Source organism: Peteryoungia wuzhouensis (genome assembly GCF_003205195.1).
In the GTDB taxonomy this organism is placed as follows: Bacteria; Pseudomonadota; Alphaproteobacteria; order Rhizobiales; family Rhizobiaceae; genus Allorhizobium; species Allorhizobium wuzhouense.
This window is the reverse complement of sequence record NZ_QJRY01000003.1, coordinates 67144-85662: the sequence shown is the minus strand read 5'-3', so window position 1 is coordinate 85662 and position 18519 is coordinate 67144. Positions and strand designations below refer to the sequence as shown.

18 protein-coding genes are annotated in these 18519 nt (G+C 63.2%); 6 read left to right on the top strand and 12 right to left on the bottom strand.

Annotated elements, in window-relative coordinates; translation table 11 throughout:
* Positions 1 to 71 precede the first annotated feature (71 nt).
* Entirely contained in the window at positions 72 to 614 is a 543-nt protein-coding gene (gene hpt / locus DMY87_RS09555; RefSeq protein ID WP_110791095.1) for a hypoxanthine phosphoribosyltransferase, read from the top strand.
* A gap of 151 nt (positions 615 to 765) precedes the next feature.
* Positions 766 to 1125 carry a response regulator gene (locus tag DMY87_RS09550; protein ID WP_110791094.1) on the top strand — a complete coding sequence of 120 codons (360 nt, stop codon included), beginning with the start codon at positions 766 to 768 and terminating at the stop codon, positions 1123 to 1125.
* A 96-nt stretch (positions 1126 to 1221) separates the two neighbouring features.
* Here DMY87_RS09550 and DMY87_RS09545 read toward each other — a convergent pair whose 3' ends face one another.
* The 4 genes from DMY87_RS09545 to argH all read right to left on the bottom strand — a co-directional run bounded on the left by DMY87_RS09545 (position 1222) and on the right by argH (position 7007).
* The gene (locus tag DMY87_RS09545) at positions 1222 to 3876 is read right to left on the bottom strand and encodes a TIGR02302 family protein (RefSeq protein WP_110791093.1); all 2655 of its coding nucleotides are present in this window, start codon (positions 3874 to 3876) and stop codon (positions 1222 to 1224) included.
* Positions 3877 to 4009: 133 nt separating this feature from the next.
* On the bottom strand, positions 4010 to 5278 hold the full coding sequence (gene lysA / locus DMY87_RS09540) for a diaminopimelate decarboxylase (RefSeq protein ID WP_110791092.1): 1269 nt from the start codon (positions 5276 to 5278) through the stop codon (positions 4010 to 4012).
* A 13-nt stretch (positions 5279 to 5291) separates the two neighbouring features.
* Positions 5292 to 5480, bottom strand: a complete 189-nt coding sequence (gene lptM, locus DMY87_RS09535; protein ID WP_165826194.1) for an LPS translocon maturation chaperone LptM — start codon at positions 5478 to 5480, stop codon at positions 5292 to 5294.
* 123 nt (positions 5481 to 5603) lie between these two features.
* On the bottom strand, positions 5604 to 7007 hold the full coding sequence (argH, locus tag DMY87_RS09530; RefSeq protein WP_110791090.1) for an argininosuccinate lyase: 1404 nt from the start codon (positions 7005 to 7007) through the stop codon (positions 5604 to 5606).
* Positions 7008 to 7031: 24 nt separating this feature from the next.
* Here argH and tlpA point away from each other — a divergent pair, with 24 nt between their 5' ends.
* Positions 7032 to 7694, top strand: a complete 663-nt coding sequence (gene tlpA / locus DMY87_RS09525; protein ID WP_110791089.1) for a thiol:disulfide interchange protein TlpA — start codon at positions 7032 to 7034, stop codon at positions 7692 to 7694.
* A 310-nt stretch (positions 7695 to 8004) separates the two neighbouring features.
* On the opposite strand, the gene DMY87_RS09520 is transcribed toward tlpA, so the two are convergent.
* From DMY87_RS09520 to DMY87_RS09485, 7 genes are all read right to left on the bottom strand, one after another.
* On the bottom strand, positions 8005 to 8886 hold the full coding sequence (locus DMY87_RS09520; protein WP_110791088.1) for a 3-hydroxybutyryl-CoA dehydrogenase: 882 nt from the start codon (positions 8884 to 8886) through the stop codon (positions 8005 to 8007).
* A 126-nt stretch (positions 8887 to 9012) separates the two neighbouring features.
* Positions 9013 to 9942, bottom strand: coding sequence for an electron transfer flavoprotein subunit alpha/FixB family protein (locus tag DMY87_RS09515; RefSeq protein ID WP_110791087.1), 930 nt, complete (start codon positions 9940 to 9942; stop codon positions 9013 to 9015).
* 148 nt (positions 9943 to 10090) lie between these two features.
* On the bottom strand, positions 10091 to 10840 hold the full coding sequence (locus tag DMY87_RS09510; protein WP_110791086.1) for an electron transfer flavoprotein subunit beta/FixA family protein: 750 nt from the start codon (positions 10838 to 10840) through the stop codon (positions 10091 to 10093).
* 182 nt (positions 10841 to 11022) lie between these two features.
* Positions 11023 to 11904 (bottom strand): rhomboid family intramembrane serine protease, encoded by an 882-nt coding sequence (locus DMY87_RS09505; protein ID WP_110791085.1) that lies wholly within the window; start codon positions 11902 to 11904, stop codon positions 11023 to 11025.
* Between the two features lie 1660 nt (positions 11905 to 13564).
* Positions 13565 to 14143 carry a cob(I)yrinic acid a,c-diamide adenosyltransferase gene (locus DMY87_RS09495; protein WP_110791083.1) on the bottom strand — a complete coding sequence of 193 codons (579 nt, stop codon included), beginning with the start codon at positions 14141 to 14143 and terminating at the stop codon, positions 13565 to 13567.
* Between the two features lie 4 nt (positions 14144 to 14147).
* Positions 14148 to 14345: a twin transmembrane helix small protein gene (locus tag DMY87_RS09490; RefSeq protein ID WP_110791082.1), complete on the bottom strand. Its 198-nt coding sequence runs from the start codon at positions 14343 to 14345 to the stop codon at positions 14148 to 14150.
* Between the two features lie 30 nt (positions 14346 to 14375).
* Positions 14376 to 15200, bottom strand: a complete 825-nt coding sequence (locus DMY87_RS09485; RefSeq protein WP_110791081.1) for an SDR family oxidoreductase — start codon at positions 15198 to 15200, stop codon at positions 14376 to 14378.
* Between the two features lie 106 nt (positions 15201 to 15306).
* Between DMY87_RS09485 and DMY87_RS09480 the strand changes: the two genes are divergently transcribed.
* A complete protein-coding gene (locus tag DMY87_RS09480) occupies positions 15307 to 16200 on the top strand; it encodes a YihY/virulence factor BrkB family protein (protein ID WP_110791080.1) in 894 nt (297 codons plus the stop codon).
* On the opposite strand, the gene gluQRS is transcribed toward DMY87_RS09480, so the two are convergent.
* The gene (gene gluQRS / locus DMY87_RS09475) at positions 16171 to 17067 is read right to left on the bottom strand and encodes a tRNA glutamyl-Q(34) synthetase GluQRS (RefSeq protein WP_425353490.1); all 897 of its coding nucleotides are present in this window, start codon (positions 17065 to 17067) and stop codon (positions 16171 to 16173) included. The genes DMY87_RS09480 and gluQRS overlap by 30 nt on opposite strands.
* Before the next feature lie 33 nt (positions 17068 to 17100).
* On the opposite strand from gluQRS, the gene DMY87_RS09470 reads away from it, so the two are divergent.
* Together DMY87_RS09470 and DMY87_RS09465 are read left to right on the top strand one after the other, a co-directional pair.
* On the top strand, positions 17101 to 17742 hold the full coding sequence (locus tag DMY87_RS09470) for a DNA-3-methyladenine glycosylase family protein (RefSeq protein ID WP_110791078.1): 642 nt from the start codon (positions 17101 to 17103) through the stop codon (positions 17740 to 17742).
* Between the two features lie 173 nt (positions 17743 to 17915).
* Complete coding sequence (locus DMY87_RS09465; protein WP_062282563.1) at positions 17916 to 18473, top strand: HNH endonuclease; 558 nt, start codon at positions 17916 to 17918, stop codon at positions 18471 to 18473.
* Positions 18474 to 18519 lie beyond the last annotated feature (46 nt).

Sequence of the window (18519 nt, the reverse complement as noted above, 5' to 3'; positions counted from 1 at the left end):
GCTAATGGCAGTGCCTTTCCGGCGGTGCTTGCCGGGTGAGGCCAGTTCCGGCCCGCATCAAGGAGACCGCCATGCCCGTCGTTCGCGGAAAGAACATCGAACCGCTTTTCACACCTGAGCAGATTGATACGCGCAATCGTGAACTGGCGTCAGAGATCATGAAGGGGCCCTGCGAGGACCTGCTGGTCATTTCCGTGCTCAAGGGCTCCTTCATCTTCGCTGCCGATCTCATTCGGGCGTTGCATCACGTGGGGCTCGCGCCTGAAGTCGAGTTCATCACCCTGTCCAGCTATGGCACAGGCACGGTGTCGCAGGGCGTCAAGATCATCAAGGACATCGACAGTGACGTGAAGGGCCGCAATGTGCTCCTGATCGACGACATTCTGGAGTCCGGCCGCACGCTGCTGTTCGCCAAGGAACTGATGTATCAGCGGGGTGCCGCAAATGTCACGATCGCTGTGCTCCTCGACAAGAAAGTGAAGCGAAAAGAACAATTTGAGGCTGATTACGTCGGCTTCGAATGCCCCGATTATTTCGTCGTCGGCTATGGCATGGATGTGGCCTATGCCTTCCGCGAACTGCCCTTTGTCGGTGTCGTCACCGGCGACGCCTGAGCCGTCCCAAAGTGCGACATCCTTTCTGATCGGGGAAGAGACTTGTTAACCATGGCGCCGGACTGATGGTCCGGCGTTTACCACTCGACAAGGAAAGTCTGGTGATTTGCCTGCCTGAACAGTGAATCCATGATGGAGGCAGATTTCAACCATGGCGAGAATTCTTATCACCGAAGACGAAGACTCGCTGCGTTCCTTCGTCGCTCGCGCCCTTCGCCTGGATGGCCATGAAACCCATGAGGCCGCCGATGGCGCCGAGGGTCTGGAGAAACTCGCCGAGGCGGATTACGATCTCCTCCTCTCGGATATCCGCATGCCCGTCATGGACGGCATCGAGCTTGCCCACCGCGCCTCGTCCGATTTCCCCGACATGAAGATCCTGCTGATGACCGGCTATGCCGAACAGCGCGAACGGGCCGATGATCTCGCCTTGAAGATCGTGGACGTGGTCTCGAAACCCTTCGCGCTTCCGGATATCCGCAGCGCCGTCGCGCGGGCCCTTGCCGGCTGAGTTTTTTCGAAATGATCGACACGCTGAGCGCCGCCTCGTCCATGACGCAGGCGGCATTCTGTTGACGGCAACGGGGAAAGCGCCCCGTTCTTTCCCTCACTGAATATCCAGCAACCGCTCCAGATAGCGCCGCTCGATCTCCGGGCTTGCGTTCTGGCCAAGCTTCTCGCGGATCGCCTCCAGGATTTCGCGGGCGCGCTGCACGTCGATCTCGTCGGGCACCTTCACCCGCTCACCGAAGTCAGGGCCATTGGTGGCGCGCGGGCGGCCGAGCGGATCGCGGCCGTCCTGGTTGCCCTGACCCTGGCCCGTCTGTTGCCCCTGACCCTGCTGGCCCTGCATGGCCTGCATCATCTGGTTCATCATGTCGCGCGCGCCCTGGCGCAGGGCTTCCATGGCGCGGCCCTGGCCCTGCACGGCGCGGTCGCCCTGGCTCTTGCCCAAGGCTTCACCGGCGCCTTCCATTTCCTTCTGCGCCTCGCCAAAGCCCTTGCCTGGCTGCATGCCGAGGCCCTTGAGGCCCTCCTGCAATTTGCCGAGTTCCTTGCCGAGCCCTTCCTGCTGCTGGCGCAGCTGGCGCAATGCCTCGCGCAACTGCTCGGCCGTCATGCCGTCGAGCCCCTGTTGACCCTGCTGGCCTTGCTGCCCCTGTTGACCTTGTTGGCCAGGATCCTGCTGCTGGCCTTCAGCGCCCTCTTCGCCCTGTTGCGGATCTCCGCGCTGCATGCGGTCGCGCAAGGCCTGGTCAAGGCGGAACGTCTCGTCCATCAGCTGCTGCTGCTGCTGCATGATCTCACCCAGCTTGTCGATCTGGCGGCGGGCTTCGCTGTTTTCCTGCTGCTGGCCCTGCTGCGGGCGGCCGGCCTGCAGGTTGTTCATCATGCGCTGCAGCTCGGAGAGCAGCTGCTGCGCCTGCTCGCGATTGCCGGAACGCGCCAGGTTTTCCAGCTGATCGAGCAGATTGTCGAGGTCCTTCTGACGCAGGGTGTTTTCTGCTGTCTGTTGCTGCTGGCCCTGCTGGTTCGGCATGCGCTCCGCCAGCGCCGTCATGAAGTCCTGCATGGCAGCGCGCAGCTCGTCCATCAGCTTCTTGATCTCCGCGTCGGTCGCACCGTTTTCCAGGGCCTCCGCCAGCGCCTGCTGGGCGTCGCGCAGACGTCGCTCGGCCAGCGACAGGTCGCCGTCCTCGATGCCGAGCGCGATTTCCCAGAGATAATCCGCCGTGTCCTTCAGCGCCTCCTCGCCCTTGGCGAGTGCCATGCGGGCGCGAGCGCTTTCGATCAGAATGAAATGGCCGAGATTGGGGATCGTCTCATCGGCGCGGATCACCAGCGCCTCGTTCAGCGCGATCGCCCGCGCCATCTCGCGGGTGTCGAGCGCAAAGGTCTGACGTTGTTCGGCAACCGCTGCCGCCAGAGGCTCTGCGAAGTTGCGCGTGGGCAACACCATTTCGACCGGCTCGCTGCGGCCGATCTGGCCGGCACCGTCGGTCGCGACCAGGGTGATTTTCACCTTGCTGCCGGCAAGCGGATGTTCGGTGATGTTGCGGCTCGCCACACTTTTCATGTCGCGGGCATTGTGGCGCGGCAGGTCGAGCTTGTAGTCCGGGAGCGGATAGAGCGGCGTGGCACCCGGTTTCTCATCGACAGGCGAGATTTCCGCATGGGCCTTTTGCAGGCCGTAATCGTCCTTGGCGGTAAAGGCGATCTCGAGCGCGCCATTCAGCGCGCGGCGCGGGGTGCCGTCAAAGGCGATTTCAGGGGCGGTGTCCGGCGTCACCCCAATCGTCCATTGCCGGTCGGCCACGCGCAGCTGGCCGGCTTCGGCAAGATCCAGTTCGTGGGTTCGCGCGGTCTGGGGGGCAGGGGGCGCGGCCGCAGGGGCAGCTGCCTGCGGGGCTGCCGCTGCAGGCGGGGTCGTGCCGTTGCTCGCAGCCTTCGGGTCGTTCGGAGCGATCTCGACCACCGCGCCGTCGCTCTGTTTGACGAACAACACCTTTTCGTCGCTCGCGCCGCCGCTGATGCGCACGGTCATCTTCGAATTCTGTGGCACGACGAGACCTGATGTCTGGGTGCCCAGTCCCGACAGAAAAACCGGCGGCTGGCCGGTATAGGCGGGCGGGGTGATCCAGGCATCGATGCGGATCGCCGCCTGCTCGCTTTCCGGCACGTGGCGCCGGAAAGCATCGGCGATCGAGCCTGCCCCGTTCGATGCGGAATAGGCAAGCGCTGTGACGAAGAGCAGGGCGGGCACGGCGCGCAGCGCATGGCGGTCGTAGCGGGCGATATCGGGTTGTGGCAGGCCAGCATCGAGACCGGCAATCCGCTCGGCCATGCGGCGCTGATGTTCCTGCCACAGTGCCCGAGCAAAGGGCGTGTCGGCCGCCAGGGCATCGTCCTGGACGGCCACCGGCTGGTGCCGCAAGCCATTGCGCTCTTCCAGAAGCCTGTCAGCCTCGCGGGCGGTCGGCCAGGAGAGCCGGAAGAACGGCAGGAAGGAGGCGACGAAGGCGAAAACCAGCAGGAAGACGAGGCCGAGCCGCAGGATCTCCGGCAAGTCGCGGAAGACGCCCAACCAGGCGAGAGAGACGAAGAGGGCCGCAATGCCAAGGATCGGCACAAAGAGCGGCAAGATCCGTTCGGCGAGTAGCACGCTGCGAGCCAGAACGCGCTTCACCCCGACGCGCCGCGCCAGGGTCGGGTCGTTCTTCAAAGCGCCTTTCCTTTGGCCGGCCGGGCGGGAAAAGATCATCCGTCTGGTCTCCGAGAGCGCCACCGATATGTCGGGGCTCGTCACCGTCGAAGATAGCAGTCTTTGTGGCGAAGACGAGGGGAGCCGGCCCGTCGGCGGGCTTTTTCCCGTCTCATCGCTCGAATGTGAAGGATCAGGCCAGCCAGTCGGGCACGGAATCGAGTGCGATCAGGTCCTCATAGCTCGGGCGCTTGCGAATCACATGGAATTCGCCGCCCTTCACCAGCACCTCGGGAATAAGCCTGCGCGTGTTGTAGGTGCCGGCCTGGACCGCGCCATATGCGCCGGCGGAACCGACGGCGATCAGGTCGCCCGGCTTCGGCTTCGACATTTCCCGATCGAGCGCCAGGTAATCGCCCGTTTCGCAAACCGGGCCGACGACATCGGCCTTGATGCGCGGCGCGTTGGCCGCCTGCAGCACCACGGGCTTGATCTCGTGATAGGCCTCATACAGCGTCGGACGGATGAGATCGTTCATGGCGGCGTCGACGATGATGAAGGTCTTGTCGCCGCCATCCTTCACATAGATCACCTCGGTCACCAGAATACCGGCATTGCCGACGATCAGGCGGCCAGGTTCGGTGACGATCCGGCAGTTGAGGCTCGCCAGTTGATCCTTCACGATCCTGGCATAGGCATCCGGCTCCGGCGGCGGGTTGTTGTCGTCCTTGTAGGGAATGCCAAGGCCGCCACCGACATCGACATGGTCGATCGAATGGCCGTCGGCGCGCAGATTCTCCACGAGTTCGCGCAGCAGGCGGAAGGCATCCTCGAAGGGTTGCAGATCGGTGATCTGGCTGCCGATATGCATGTCGATGCCGGACACCTGGATGCCTTCGAGCGTCGCAGCCCGAGCATAGACGGCGCGGGCGCGCTCGTAGGAAATGCCGAACTTGTTTTCCTTCTTGCCGGTCGAAATCTTGGCATGGGTCTTCGCATCGACATCCGGATTGATGCGGAAGGAAACATGCGCCTTCTTCCCGGCCTTGATGGCGCGCTGGTTCAAGACTTCCAGCTCCGGCTCGCTCTCGACGTTGAAGCAATAGATGCCGACTTCCAGGGCCAAATCCATCTCGCTCGGGGTCTTGCCGACGCCGGAGAACATGATGCGGTTTGCTGGGATGCCGGCGGCCAACGCCCGGCGGAGTTCGCCTTCCGAGACCACGTCGACGCCAGCGCCCAGTTGTCCAAGCGTCTTCAGCACCGCCTGGTTGGAATTGGCCTTCATCGCATAGCAGACGAGGGCATCAACACCGTCAAAAGCCTTGGCGAAGACCTTGTAGTGGCGCTCCAGCGTTGCGGTCGAGTAGCAGTAGAAGGGCGTACCGACGGTGCGGGCAATCTCGGGAATGGCCACGTCTTCGGCGTAGAGCACGCCGTCGCGAAAGTCGAAATGGTTCACGGGTAAAGCCCTGTCACAGAAGCGGGTCGAGGAGGAAAGGCTTGTCAGCCACAGGTGCTGCCTTGCTGTCGCGCTTGTTCTGCTGGTCCACAGGCGTGCTCGGCGGGTCGAGATCGCCCTTGCGGCCGCAGGCGGACAGAGCCAGCGAGGCGGCGAGTACCAGAGAGAGCGTCAGCGTCGTACGTTTCAGCGAATTCACCATGACCCGGTCCAAAGAAATATCGTTGTGCTAGCGTGTACAGAAAAAAGGGGCGCTTGTGCACCCCTGATCTCGTGATGTGTCCTGCAAGTGCCAGTGATCGGTTGTCTTGATCGATTGTCCCGATCAGTTGCGTGCCCGCCACCAGGCGATCTGCTTCCTCACTTCCGAGGGCGCCGTGCCGCCAAAGCTCTTGCGGCTGGCAACAGAGGCCTCCACCGTCAGAACGTTGAAGACATCGGCCGTGATCGCCGCATTGATGCCCTGCAGCTCTTCCAGCGACAGTTCGGCCAGATCGCAGCCCTTCTTTTCCGCCAGTGCCACGGCATGGCCCGTCGCATGATGGGCGTCGCGGAAGGGAAGGCCCGCTTCGCGCACCAGCCAGTCGGCGAGATCGGTCGCGGTCGAGTAACCCGAGCCGGCAGCCGCCTTCATGCGGTCGGTGCGGATGGTCATGTCGGTGACCATGCCGGTCATGGCGGCAATTGCCAGTTCCAGGCTTTCGGCGGCGTCGAAGACTTGTTCCTTGTCTTCCTGCATGTCCTTGGAATAGGCGAGCGGCAGACCCTTCATGACAGTCAGCAGCGCAATCAGCGAGCCGTTGATCCGGCCGGTCTTGGCGCGCACCAATTCGGCCGCATCCGGGTTCTTCTTCTGCGGCATGATCGAGGAGCCGGTGGAGAAGGCATCCGACAGGCGGATGAAGCCGAATTGCGGCGTCGACCAGATGACAATCTCTTCCGCCAGCCGCGACAGGTGGGTGGCAGCGATCGAGGCGATCGAGAGGAATTCCAGCGCGAAGTCGCGGTCCGACACAGTGTCGATCGAGTTGCGGGTCGGCTCGCGGAAGCCGAGTGCGTTGGCCGTCATGTGGCGGTCGATCGGATAGCCGGTGCCGGCGAGCGCCGCCGCGCCGATCGGACTTTCGTCCAGATGCTCGATGGCATGGCGCACACGCTGACGGTCACGGCCGAACATCTCGACATAGGCCATGCAGTGATGCCCGAAAGTCACCGGCTGGGCTGTCTGGAGATGGGTAAAGCCGGGCATCACGGTGTCGGCATGTTCTTCCGCACGGTTGAGGAAGGCGGCAATCAGGCCTGACAAAGCCGCTTCCGTCTTCTGCAGTTCTTCCTTCACCCAGAGGCGGAAATCGAGCGCCACCTGGTCATTGCGCGAGCGGGCGGTGTGCAGGCGGCCGGCGGCCGGGCCGATCATTTCGGCAAGGCGCGCCTCAATGTTCATGTGAATGTCTTCGAGCTTGCGCGAGAAGACGAACTGGCCGGCCTCGATCTCTGACAGGATCGTGTCCAGACCGTGAAGGATCTTGTCTTTATCTTCGGCCGAGATGATGCCTTGGTGCGCCAGCATGGTCGCATGCGCCTTTGAGCCGCGGATATCCTGGGCGTAAAGCTTCTTGTCGAAACCGATGGAGGCATTTATCTCCTCCATGATCGCCGACGGCCCGGAGGCGAAGCGACCGCCCCACATCTGGTTGGAGGATTTGGTGTCCTTGATGTCCTCGGCCATGAAGTGCCCGTCCTGGAGAATGACATGACAGAAAAAAGACGTATCGGTCTCTTCCCTACCAAGCTGGTTGCGATTGCGGCGGTTGCCGGCATCGTCGCCGGCGCGGCTGCGGTATACGTGAGAGAGACCACGTCTGGCAATGCCGAGACGGCCCAGAATGCCACGCCCTGCGCCGGTTCGCTCGGCCAGGCGCGGGCGCTCGAACCCTTCTTCAAGGGCGATGTCGCCGCCATGGTGCCGATCGATGCACCCCAGGCGGTCGAAGGTCTCACCTTCACCGACGCATCCGGCAAGGCGATGAGCACCGCCGACTTCGCCGGCAAGACCACGCTGATCAACCTCTGGGCCACCTGGTGTGTACCGTGCCGCGAAGAAATGCCGGCCCTCAACGGCCTGCAGAAGGCGCTCGGCAGCGACCGCTTCCAGGTCGTCGCCATCAACATCGACACCGGCGACGCGGAAAAGCCGAAAGCCTTCCTCAGCGAGACCGGCGTCGATGCGCTCGGCCTCTACCGCGATGCCTCGATGGGCGTGTTCAACACCCTGAAAAAACAGGGCCTCGCCTTCGGCCTGCCGGTCACCCTGCTCGTCAATGACAAGGGCTGCCTGCTCGGCCACATGAACGGCCCGGCTGCCTGGGATGGCCCGGATGCCCGTGCGCTGGTCACGGCGGCGCGGGGAGTCTGAGCGCGCCTCTAGACGACAGCTCAGGTTGCGATATTCTCTCTCCGGTTGTGCGGTGAAAGCAGACGCGTTTTGCCAGGCGCATCGGAGAAGATAGGCTACTCCGACCAGGGCGAAGGCCTCGCCACATAACCGGAGTGTGAGCGATGTGGCGAAAACCATTGAGCATCACGTTTATGATACGAAAAACCCGCACGGGCTGGCAGGCTAGCGTGCGGGTATTATTCGTAAGATAAACCAGAGGGGCGGGCGAAAGCTCGCCTCTCACTCCTTCAATATAATCGTCAACGCCCTTTCGATCAAGTCATCCGCCCTATCGCGTCGGCACCGGCACTTCGCCGCGATAGTCGTAGAAGCCGCGGCCGGACTTGCGACCCAGCCAGCCGGCCTCGACATATTTGACCAGCAGCGGGCAGGGGCGGTACTTCGAGTCCGCCAGTCCGTCATGCAGCACCTGCATGATCGAGAGACAGGTATCGAGGCCGATGAAGTCGGCAAGCTGCAGCGGACCCATCGGGTGGTTTGCGCCGAGCTTCATCGCCGTATCGATCGCCTCGACGGAGCCCACGCCCTCATAAAGCGTGTAGATCGCCTCGTTGATCATCGGCAGCAGGATGCGGTTGACGATGAAGGCGGGGAAGTCTTCGGCGACCGTGATCGTCTTGTCGAGCGAGGAGACGAAGGTTTTTGCCGTCTTGAAGGTGGTCTCGTCGGTCGCGATGCCGCGCACCAGCTCGACCAGCTTCATCACCGGCACCGGGTTCATGAAATGGATGCCCATGAAGCGTTCCGGCCGGTCGGTGGCAGACGCCAGGCGGGTGATGGACAGCGACGAGGTGTTCGTCGCAATCAAGGCCTCGGGCTTCAGGACGGGGCAGACGGTGGCGAAAATCTTGCGCTTGACGCTTTCGTCCTCGGTCGCGGCCTCGATGACGAGATCGGCGGGCGCCAGGTCGTTGACATCTGCGGAGCCTGAAATCAGCGCCAGCGCCTCCTTGCGCTGTTCGTCTGTGATCTTGCCGTTGGTCACCTGGCGGGCGAGATTGCCGTTGATCGTGGCCAGCCCCGCTTCGATACGCTCCTTGGACAGATCATAGATGGTGACCTTGTAGCCGGCAGCGGCGGAGACCTGTGCGATGCCGCAGCCCATCTGGCCGGCACCCACAACACCCACATTGCTGATCTTGTCCGTCATCGTCTCGCTCCTCACCCGTTCCAGTCTTCACCCAAGAAAATGCCGGGCCCGCTTATCGCGGACCCGGCTGATTGATAGACCGCAAACCAGTCTTTGACCAGTCCTTTCGCAGCTGCGAGATGGCGCTCAGAGCGCCTTCTCGAGCTCCGGCAGGGCTTCGAAGATGTCGGCCACGAGGCCGTAATCGGCGACCTGGAAGATCGGGGCTTCCTCGTCCTTGTTGATCGCGACGATGACCTTCGAATCCTTCATGCCGGCCAGATGCTGGATCGCGCCCGAGATGCCGCAGGCGATGTAGAGCTGCGGGGCAACCACCTTGCCGGTCTGGCCGACCTGCCAGTCGTTCGGGGCGTAGCCGGCGTCAACTGCCGCGCGCGAGGCGCCAACGGCAGCACCCAGCTTGTCGGCGACGGGCAGGATCACTTCCTTGAACTTTTCCGAGGAGCCGAGCGCGCGGCCGCCGGAGATGATGATCTTGGCCGAGGCCAGTTCCGGGCGGTCGGACGACGACAGCGCGTCGGAGACGTGGCTGGAAACGCCGGGGTTGGCAGCGGCCGAGACGCTCTCGACGGCAGCCGAGCCACCTTCGCCAGCAGCGGCAAAGGAGGCGGTACGGACCGTGATGACCTTTTTGGCATCGGTCGACTGCACCGTCTGGATGGCATTGCCGGCATAGATCGGACGCTTGAAGGTGTCGGCGGAGACGACCTCGATGATTTCCGAAACCTGCATCACGTCGAGCAGAGCCGCCACGCGCGGCATGACGTTCTTGCCGACCGAGGTCGCCGGGGCAATGATCGTGTCGTAGGAACCGGCCAGCGAGACGATCAGCGCTGCCAGCGGTTCTGCCAAGTTGTTGCCGAGCGACGCGTCGTCGGCGAGCAGCACCTTGGAGACGCCTGCGAGCTTGGCAGCTGCGTCTGCGGCCGCCTTGGCGCCGGAGCCGGCCACCAGCACTGCCACATCGCCGCCGATCTTGGTCGCGGCGGTCAGGGTCTTCGCGGTCTGTTCGGAGACGGTCGCGTTGTCGTGTTCTGCGAGAAGAAGAATAGCCATGGTTCAATCCTCGAATAGGTTTCCGTGGAAATCCGTCAGGCCCAGCCGAAAAGCGTGGGGTGCGAGAACCGGCGCGAAGCGTACGTCTCGTACGTGAGCACCGGAAGCGCAGCGACCCGCCCTTTGCAGGCGGGCCTCACGGATTTCATTACAATACGCCGGCTTCGTTCTTGAGCTTGTCGACCAGTTCGGCGACGCTCTTCACCTTGATGCCGGCCTTGCGGCCGCCCGGCTCCTCGGTCTTCAGCACCTTGAGGCGCGGGGCAACATCGACGCCGAAATCAGCCGGCGTCTTCTTGTCGAGCGGCTTCTTCTTGGCCTTCATGATGTTCGGCAGCGAGGCATAACGCGGCTCGTTCAGGCGCAGGTCGGTGGTGACGATGGCCGGCAGCTTGACCTCGATCGTCTGCAGACCGCCGTCGACTTCGCGGGTCACGGTCGCCTTGTCGGCGCCGAGGTCCAGCTTGGAGGCAAAGGTTGCCTGACCCCAGCCCATCAGGGCTGCCAGCATCTGGCCGGTCTGGTTCGAATCGTCGTCGATCGCCTGCTTGCCGACGATGACGAGGCCCGGAGCCTCGGCTTCCACCAAGCCCTTCAGAAGCTTGGCAACGGCGAGCGGCTCAACCGTCTCGTCGGTTTCGATCAGGATGCCGCGGTCGGCGCCCATGGCGAGTGCGGTGCGGATGGTTTCCTCGGCCTTGGCCGGGCCGATCGACACGACGACCACTTCCTCCGCCTTGCCGGCCTCTTTCAGGCGCAGGGCTTCTTCGACGGAGATCTCGTCGAAGGGGTTCATGGACATCTTGACGTTGGCGAGTTCGACGCCGGAACCATCTGGCTTGACGCGGATCTTGACGTTGTAATCCACAACCCGCTTGACTGGGACGAGTATCTTCATGGGTTCCTTCCTTCAAATCTTCCGCCGGAAAATGCGCTCAAGCGCGCTCCGCCGTTTGTCGATTGGCGACATCGATACGCATTTTTCGTCCAAACACAACGCTTGAACCCGAATGCTTCGCTCTTGCAACAGGAATAATTGACGTTGACGTTCACGTCAACAAGCGCATCCGCGACGGAAGGTCATCGGCCCCAATGCGGAACCCTGCGCCCAACCACTCCGGGAGAGAGCGTCCCGCCCGCCTCCGCATCGGCTTCGGCCGTGTTGGCTGGGCGGGTTCCGCCCGCGCCGGGCTGCGCCGGCAGGGGGCGCTGACCCCAGGGGCCGGCCATGAAACCATCGACCGGCCGCGCCCTATGCTCGACCGCCCTCGGGGTGACGATGCTGCGGTCGAACAGCGGCACGCCTGGACGTCGCAAAACGATCACCAGCAAGGCACCCGCCAGGATCCCGCCGACATGGGCGCCCCACGACACATTGCTGTCTGCGTCGATGACAAGCATGACGAATTGCTGGCCGATCCAGAACAGGAGCGGAATGAAAGCCGGCAACGGCAAGGGAAAGCGCATCAGCACCAGAACCCAGACCCTGACCTTGGGATGCAGCATGACATAGGCGGCCACCACGCCGGAGACCGCCCCGGAGGCCCCGATCAGCGGTGCCTGGCTCGTTGGCGCCACCAGGCCATGGACGAGGGCGCCGGCTGCCGCACAGGCGAGATAGAAAAACAGAAACTTGAAATGCCCCATGGCGTCCTCGACATTGTCGCCGAAAACCCAGAGGAACAGCATGTTCGAGCCGAGATGCAGCCAGCTGCCATGCAGGAAGGCATAGGTGATATACGTCGCCCCCTCCGGCACCAGCGTGAGCGAGGGATCGAGCGTCGCGCCGCCCAGCAGGATCGCCGGAATGAAGCCGAGGCCATAGACCCCCAGTTCATAGGCCGCATCCGGCACGACACTCGCCAGCGCATAAGAGATCACATTGGCCGCAATCAGCCCCAGCGTCACATATTGCCGCCGGATATGCTTCAGCGCGTTTCGGTCATGCAGGGGAATGAACATCGCGCCTCGTCGGGTTTGGGTCGGAAGAAGTTAGCGCAGGATTGGGTGCGGGGACAGGGGGCAGCAGGCGACCGGCGGTTTTCGCCTCTCCCCTTTGTGGGAGAGGTTACAAAATCGAGGGCTTGGCCCGCTTAGGGCTAAATTTCAGATTTTGTTGGTGAGGGGATCGATTTCTGGCCTTCGGCCACCGCTCGGAGGTCTCCCCCACCAAGGGGGAGATGGAGCCCGAGATTGGCTTGTGTCTGAATCCTCGGGTCAAGCCCGAGGATGACGACCTTCTTGGAGACGAAGAGGGTATTCTCCTCGGGCGTTTTACGATGGATGCGGTAGCGGAGGATACCCGTCGCTCCCCCCATCCGTCATCCTCGGGCTTGACCCGAGGATCCAAACACAAGCCTTCCGAGGCCAGACGGTCACGCCAGACAGCGCCATTTCCCAAAAAACGGGGATGACTTTCAGACATTTCCCAACAAAATCAAACCCCGACACATTTTTTCATCCCCCACCCTTTTTCCGCTCGTAGACTTGTCCCCGTCCCGCCCTCGGATACACCTGACGATGCGATGTCAGGCGAGGCGGGGCCGGCGCCGGGGTTAAGCACTGTCGCAGGTGCAAGACCCCGGCCCACTGCAACGGTCTCCCTCCGGACGAAGGGCTTGACGAGGGTGATGGGGTCGGATGCGTCCCAAAACCTGGATACCCTGATCGGAAGGACGTGCCTCAGAGGCACACAGACAAGGCGCCCGCGCTGTCGCGAACATCCAGACAGCGGGGCGAAACAAACGGCGGGGATGGTGGCCTAAGCCGCCAATGGCCAGACGATCATCCCCCGGGCGAGGGTCCCGGTCGGATTGGTGCACCATCCGGCGGGAACCTCCCGGGCCACCGGCCAGGCTCTGGCAGAACACTCTTCGGGGGAGACTGCCGCAGCCGGACCCGCGCCCGGTCATTCCTCGGTCCTCGGGTCATCCTCGGGTTAAACCCGAGGACGAGGATGACGAGGACCGTCGCCGCCTTGCCAGAGAGACGCATGCAGCGGGAAAAACGCCGAACGAGGCGCCGGAAGGAGCCACATAAAATACTTAGACAGGTTGCTTCTGGCGCCTCGTCCGAGACAAGCATGCCCACACCCGGAGGGAGAGATCCCGACCGGCGGCGAAGCTTGGGTTTTTTGACATTGATACATTCCCCCTCACCCTGAGGTGCCCGACACAGTCGGGCCTCGAAGGGCGAGGCCACCCCGCCACCCCTCATGCTGAGGTGCCGGGCAACGCCCGGCCTCGAAGGACCAGGCCACCAGTGCAGGATGCTTCGAGGCCCGCGCTTCACGCGGGCAACTCAGCATGAGGGAGCCGAGACACAAGCGCGGAGCCATCTCCCCCCTTGCGGGGGAGAACGGAAAATCGAAGGCTTAGGCCAGCGCAAGCGGCCTAAACTTCAGATTTTCCAAGAGAGGGGCAAAGTTGCGCGGGCAGAAACCTCACCGCGCCCCCCTCTGGCGAAATCTTAAGGTTTGGCCCTGATCGGGCCAATTCCTCTCACAGCCTTCGCGCGGCGTCGCGCTCAGGCCTCCGTTCGCTGAAATCGATTCACTGGATCGATTTCTGGCCTTCGGCCAACGCTCCGAAGTCTCCCCCGCTAGTGTGAGATATGTCGCCGCCTACCTATTCTTCCCCGGCACCCACAAGATATCCGCCTTCCCGCCATCATTCGCATGCCGTGCCGCGACAAACAGAAAATCCGAGAGACGGTTCACGTATTTCAGCGCCGGCTCGCCCACCTCCTCGCCGTCGAAGCGGGAGAGTTCGACCATGATGCGTTCGGCACGCCGCGCCGTGGTGCGGGCGAGGTGCAGATAGGCGGCGGCCGGCGTGCCGCCGGGCAGGATGAAGGATTTCAAGGGATCGAGATCGGCATTCAGCTGATCGATCTCCTTCTCGATCCGGTCGACCTGGGCCTCGATCACGCGCAGCGGTTCATAGGTCAGCACTTCCCCGGTTTCGGGGGCGGCCAGATCGGCGCCGAGGTCGAAGAGGTCGTTCTGGATGCGCAACAGCATGGCGTCCAGCTCCGGCATGTCAGCCGTGTGCAACCGGGCGATGCCGATTGCCGAATTGGTCTCGTCGATCGTGCCATAGGCGTCGACGCGCAGGTCGTGCTTCAGGCGGCGCGGGCCGGTGACCAGTGCCGTGGTGCCGTCGTCGCCGGTGCGGGTGTAGATCTTGTTGAGCTTGACCATGGGGTCAGCGTCCTCCGCCGGTCAGCCAGAGCGTCAGCATGATCAGCGCAATCGCGATCGCCTGCAGCACGATGCGGGCTTGCATCAGCTTGTTGGAGGTGTTGCCGTCGCCGCCCTTCATCATGTTGAAGAGGCCTCTGACGAGGACGAGGGCGACAAGCCCCATGACGATGATGGCGAGGACATAGGTGAATGTGGACATGAGTTCGGATGAGCCTTTGTTCGTCGCCGGTCAGTCCAGCGAGCGCATCAGTCGATAAAAGAGATCTGCCGGCAGCCAGCGCTTGATGAGCGCGCCCTGTTTCGCCGGCTTGGTCACGAGATAATGTGGGCGGGCACGCTTGGCGGTCAAGGCGTGGATGAGGACTTTGTAGACGGCCTCCGGCCCCAGTTTGTGGCGGTTGATCGGCCCTGTGCCATCAAGTCGCGCCAGTTGCCGACGGTAGTCCTCGGCATGGACGGAGTTTTCCAGGTCGATCGCCTCACGGATATGGGCGAGCGCATTGGCGGTGAAGCGGCTTTCGATCGGGCCGGGTTCGATCAGGCTCACCTGGACGCCCGACCCTTCGAGCTCCATCCGGAGCGTCAGCGACAGCCCTTCCAGCGCAAACTTCGATGCCGTATAGGCGCCGCGCCAGCGATAGGGCACGATGCCGAGGATCGACGAGCACTGCACGATGCGCCCCTCGCCTTGTGCCCGCATGGCCGGGATCACCCGACGCGTCAGATCATGCCAGCCGAAGAGATTGGTCTCGAACTGGGCGCGGAGCGCCTCGGTCGGCAGGTCTTCGACAGCACCCGGCTGGCCATAGGCGCCGTTGTTGAAGAGGGCATCGAGCCTTCCGCCGGTTCGCTCGAAGACGGTTGCGACGAGAGCCTCGATGCTGGCAGGATCGGTGTAATCCATGATCAGGGTCTCGATGCCCTGATCGGCCAAGGGCGCGACATGCTCCGCCTTGCGCACCGTCGCAAAGACCCGCCAGCCGTCGTGCTTCAAGGCTTGGGCACAATAGGCGCCAATGCCGGAGGAGCAGCCCGTGACGATGATGCTTTTCACCTTCGACCTCGTCTTTCCCTATACAAACGGGGATGGGTTTCCCATATTCGCCCGCAGCTTACAATCGGACTTGTCGCAATCGCACTTGTTCGTCAGAGGAGACTGGATGCCGTCATTCTTTCGCAGGCTTTACAAGGTCACGTTCGACGCCCTCTGGCATTTCACGCTGGATGACGGCTGGGCCATGGCAAGCCATGTGGCGCTCTCGGCGATCCTGGCGCTGTTTCCCTTTCTGATCTTCGGCACGGCGCTGGCAAGTTTTCTCGGGGCCGATCAGTTCGCCGAGACCGCCGTGCACCTGATCTTCGACACCTGGCCGGAGACCATTGCCAAGCCGCTATCCGACCAGGTGGTGCAGGTCTTGACCATCCCGCGTGGCGGGCTGTTGACGGTCTCGGTGCTGGCCGCCGCCTATTTCGCCTCGAACGGTGTCGAGGCGCTCAGGATCTCACTCAACCGGGCCTATCGCGTGGTCGAGACGCGGCCCTGGTACGTGACCCGGCTGGTCAGCTTCGGCTTTGTGCTGGGGGCGGTCATCGTGCTGGCATTGATCAGCCTGCTTCTCGTCGCGGTTCCCGTGGCGCTTGCCTTTGCCGAGCGCTATTTCCCGCTTCTCAAGAATTTCCTGCTGACGGTGGCAAACTGGCGCATCTATGGCACCGTTGCTTTCCTGGTGGTCGGCTTGATGGTGTTTCATCTCGGCCTGCCGGATGGTCGTCGGCGGGTCATCGACGTTTTGCCCGGCGTGCTGCTGACCCTGGTTCTGTGGCTCGTCGGCGCGCTGGTATTCGGTTACTACCTCGGCACATTTGCCAATTATGCCGCCACCTATGCCGGTCTCGCCTCGATCATGGTGGTGCTGGTCTTCCTCTACATGGTCAGCGCCATCTTCATCATCGGAGCCGAGTTCAATGCGGCGCTGATGAAGTTCCAGGTGGTGCCGGTGAAGGGCCAGCCGAATATCGGGATCTCAAATCCCGATCAGGGCGCGGATATCTGAAGGCGTCTTGCCCTCGACGCGAAGGGCTGCCAGCGCCGTGTCGCCGGCGCTCTTCGACAGCTTGCGGCCGTCGGGCCCAAGGATCAGTCGGTGGTGGTGGTAGACAGGCTGCGGCAGGCCGAGAAGGTGCTGCAGCAGGCGATGCACCGAGGTCGCGTGGAAGAGGTCGAGACCGCGCACCACGTGGGTTACGCCCTGCGCCGCGTCATCCACGGTGACAGCCAGGTGGTAGCTTGCAGGCGCATCGGAGCGCCACAGCACCACATCGCCCCATGCGGCGGGATCGGCTGATACTTCGCCCCGCGCTCCGTCGCCGGTTTCCGTCCAGGTGAGCGGATGCCCGGCCGCAGCCAGCGCCTTTTCCATGTCGAGCCGAAGCGCGTGGCGCTCGGTGGTCGCCAGTTTTTCCGTCCGCTCGTCGGGTGACAGGCCACGCTCTTCGGTCGGATAGAGCGGCGCACCATCGGGATCGCGGGGCCATCTGCCGCCGTTTTCCTCGACGGCTGCGACCCTGGCCTTCACCTCGCCGCGCGTGAGGAATGAGGGGTAGACGAGACCGCTGGCGATCAACGTGTCGAGAGCGGTGCGATATTGGTCGAAATGCTCCGACTGGCGGCGCACGGGCCGTTCGTAGGCCAGGCCCAGCCAATCGAGATCGTCGTAGATCGCCTGCTCCAGCGCCTGATTGCAGCGGGTGAGATCGATATCCTCGATGCGCAGCAGCAGCCGGCCCCTCGCCTCCGCTGCCATCTCGGCATTGATCAGGGCCGAGAGGGCGTGGCCGAGATGCAGCCGGCCGTTCGGGCTTGGGGCAAAGCGGAAGACGGGGGTTTGACGGGGCGGTTCGGTCATGATTTTCCTTCGCATGATGCGCAGACGAGGAAAAGGGGAGGGGCGCCGATGATCATCCGCAACGAGGCGGATCTGGCCGAGGGGCTCGCGCTGCTGCTGGAGCGGGATCCCCGGCTTTGCCGGATTGCCGAGGCCTGCGGTCCGCTGCCGCTCCGGCTCTCGCCGCCGGGCTTTGCCGGGCTCGCCTCGATCATCGTGTCGCAGATGGTATCGCGAGCGAGCGCCGATGCGATCTGGCGGCGAATGACGGCCGTGCTGGGCCTGCGACCGACGGCCGAGGACTTTCTCGGCCTTCCGCCCGAGGTGGTCGCGACCTTCGGCCTGTCGCGCGGCAAGCTGGTGGCGCTCGAAGCGGCGGCGAAAGCGGATCTCGGGGGTCCCTTCCGTCTCGATGAACTGGCTTTTCTCCCGGCGGACCAGGCGATGGCGGCGCTCACGGCGCTGAAAGGGGTCGGCCCCTGGACAGCAGAGGTCTACCTGATGTTCTGCGGCGGCCATCCGGACATTTTTCCGGTGGGCGACGTGGCCCTCAGGATTGCCGTCGGGGCCGTGTTCTTTGGCGGTGCGCGGCCGCAGCCTGAAGCCGTTGCCGCCGTTGCAGAGGTCTGGTCCCCGGTGCGCTCGGTCGCGGCGCGGCTGTTCTGGGCGCATTATGCGGGGCTGACGGGCCGGGTTGCCCTGCCGCGCTGATATGTCGCCGGACATGATTTTCGGCATGTGCAAAGCCCGGAAAACAACGGGGTTCGGCCGCATAAACGGCCGCGATAAAGCGACGCGGGGTGTCCTGAAAATTCAGGCTTCACAATGCTGTAACAACGGACCTAATATAGAAGGGCAGATGCCGAATCGATCAGGAGTACGCCTTGACGATTGCAGTTTCTCCCCAGGCCCTGCCGGCGCTCGTCCTGAATGCCGACTACAGGCCACTGAGTTATTATCCCTTGTCGCTCTGGTCCTGGCAGGACGCGATCAAGGCGGTTTTCCTCGACCGTGTGAACATCATCGCCGAGTATGAACATTCCGTCTGCTCGCCGAGTTTCTCGATGCGGCTGCCGAGCGTGGTCAGCCTCAAGACCTATGTTCAGCCGACCCGGAACCCGGCCTTTACCCGCTTCAACGTCTTCCTGCGCGACAAGTTCGAATGCCAGTATTGCGGCTCGCCCGACGACCTGACCTTCGACCATGTCATCCCGCGCGCCCATGGCGGCGAGACGACCTGGGAAAATGTCGTGGCGGCCTGCTCGCCCTGCAATCTGCGGAAAGGGTCCAAGCTGCCGAAACAGGCGCAGATGTTCCCGCATCAGAAGCCCTACCGGCCGACGGTGCAGGACCTGCACAACAATGGCCGGCTGTTCCCGCCGAACTACCTGCATGAAAGCTGGGTCGACTATCTCTACTGGGATACCGAACTGCAGCCGTAAGCAAGGGGCGGGCGGGGCCGTGCTCAGGCTTGTCCCGTGAACGACC

Excerpts from the sequence above, each read along its gene's own strand:
- lptM (WP_165826194.1), bottom strand. The coding sequence starts at position 5,480 with ATGGTGAATTCGCTGAAACGTACGACGCTGACGCTCTCTCTGGTACTC.
- DMY87_RS09470 (WP_110791078.1), top strand. The coding sequence starts at position 17,101 with ATGATCATCCGCAACGAGGCGGATCTGGCCGAGGGGCTCGCGCTGCTG.
- DMY87_RS09515 (WP_110791087.1), bottom strand. The coding sequence starts at position 9,942 with ATGGCTATTCTTCTTCTCGCAGAACACGACAACGCGACCGTCTCCGAA.
- DMY87_RS09495 (WP_110791083.1), bottom strand. The coding sequence starts at position 14,143 with ATGGTCAAGCTCAACAAGATCTACACCCGCACCGGCGACGACGGCACC.
- tlpA (WP_110791089.1), top strand. The coding sequence starts at position 7,032 with ATGACAGAAAAAAGACGTATCGGTCTCTTCCCTACCAAGCTGGTTGCG.
- argH (WP_110791090.1), bottom strand. The coding sequence starts at position 7,007 with ATGGCCGAGGACATCAAGGACACCAAATCCTCCAACCAGATGTGGGGC.
- DMY87_RS09520 (WP_110791088.1), bottom strand. The coding sequence starts at position 8,886 with ATGACGGACAAGATCAGCAATGTGGGTGTTGTGGGTGCCGGCCAGATG.
- gluQRS (WP_425353490.1), bottom strand. The coding sequence starts at position 17,067 with ATGCGAAGGAAAATCATGACCGAACCGCCCCGTCAAACCCCCGTCTTC.
- DMY87_RS09490 (WP_110791082.1), bottom strand. The coding sequence starts at position 14,345 with ATGTCCACATTCACCTATGTCCTCGCCATCATCGTCATGGGGCTTGTC.
- hpt (WP_110791095.1), top strand. The coding sequence starts at position 72 with ATGCCCGTCGTTCGCGGAAAGAACATCGAACCGCTTTTCACACCTGAG.
- DMY87_RS09505 (WP_110791085.1), bottom strand. The coding sequence starts at position 11,904 with ATGTTCATTCCCCTGCATGACCGAAACGCGCTGAAGCATATCCGGCGG.
- DMY87_RS09550 (WP_110791094.1), top strand. The coding sequence starts at position 766 with ATGGCGAGAATTCTTATCACCGAAGACGAAGACTCGCTGCGTTCCTTC.
- DMY87_RS09545 (WP_110791093.1), bottom strand. The coding sequence starts at position 3,876 with ATGATCTTTTCCCGCCCGGCCGGCCAAAGGAAAGGCGCTTTGAAGAAC.
- DMY87_RS09510 (WP_110791086.1), bottom strand. The coding sequence starts at position 10,840 with ATGAAGATACTCGTCCCAGTCAAGCGGGTTGTGGATTACAACGTCAAG.
- DMY87_RS09480 (WP_110791080.1), top strand. The coding sequence starts at position 15,307 with ATGCCGTCATTCTTTCGCAGGCTTTACAAGGTCACGTTCGACGCCCTC.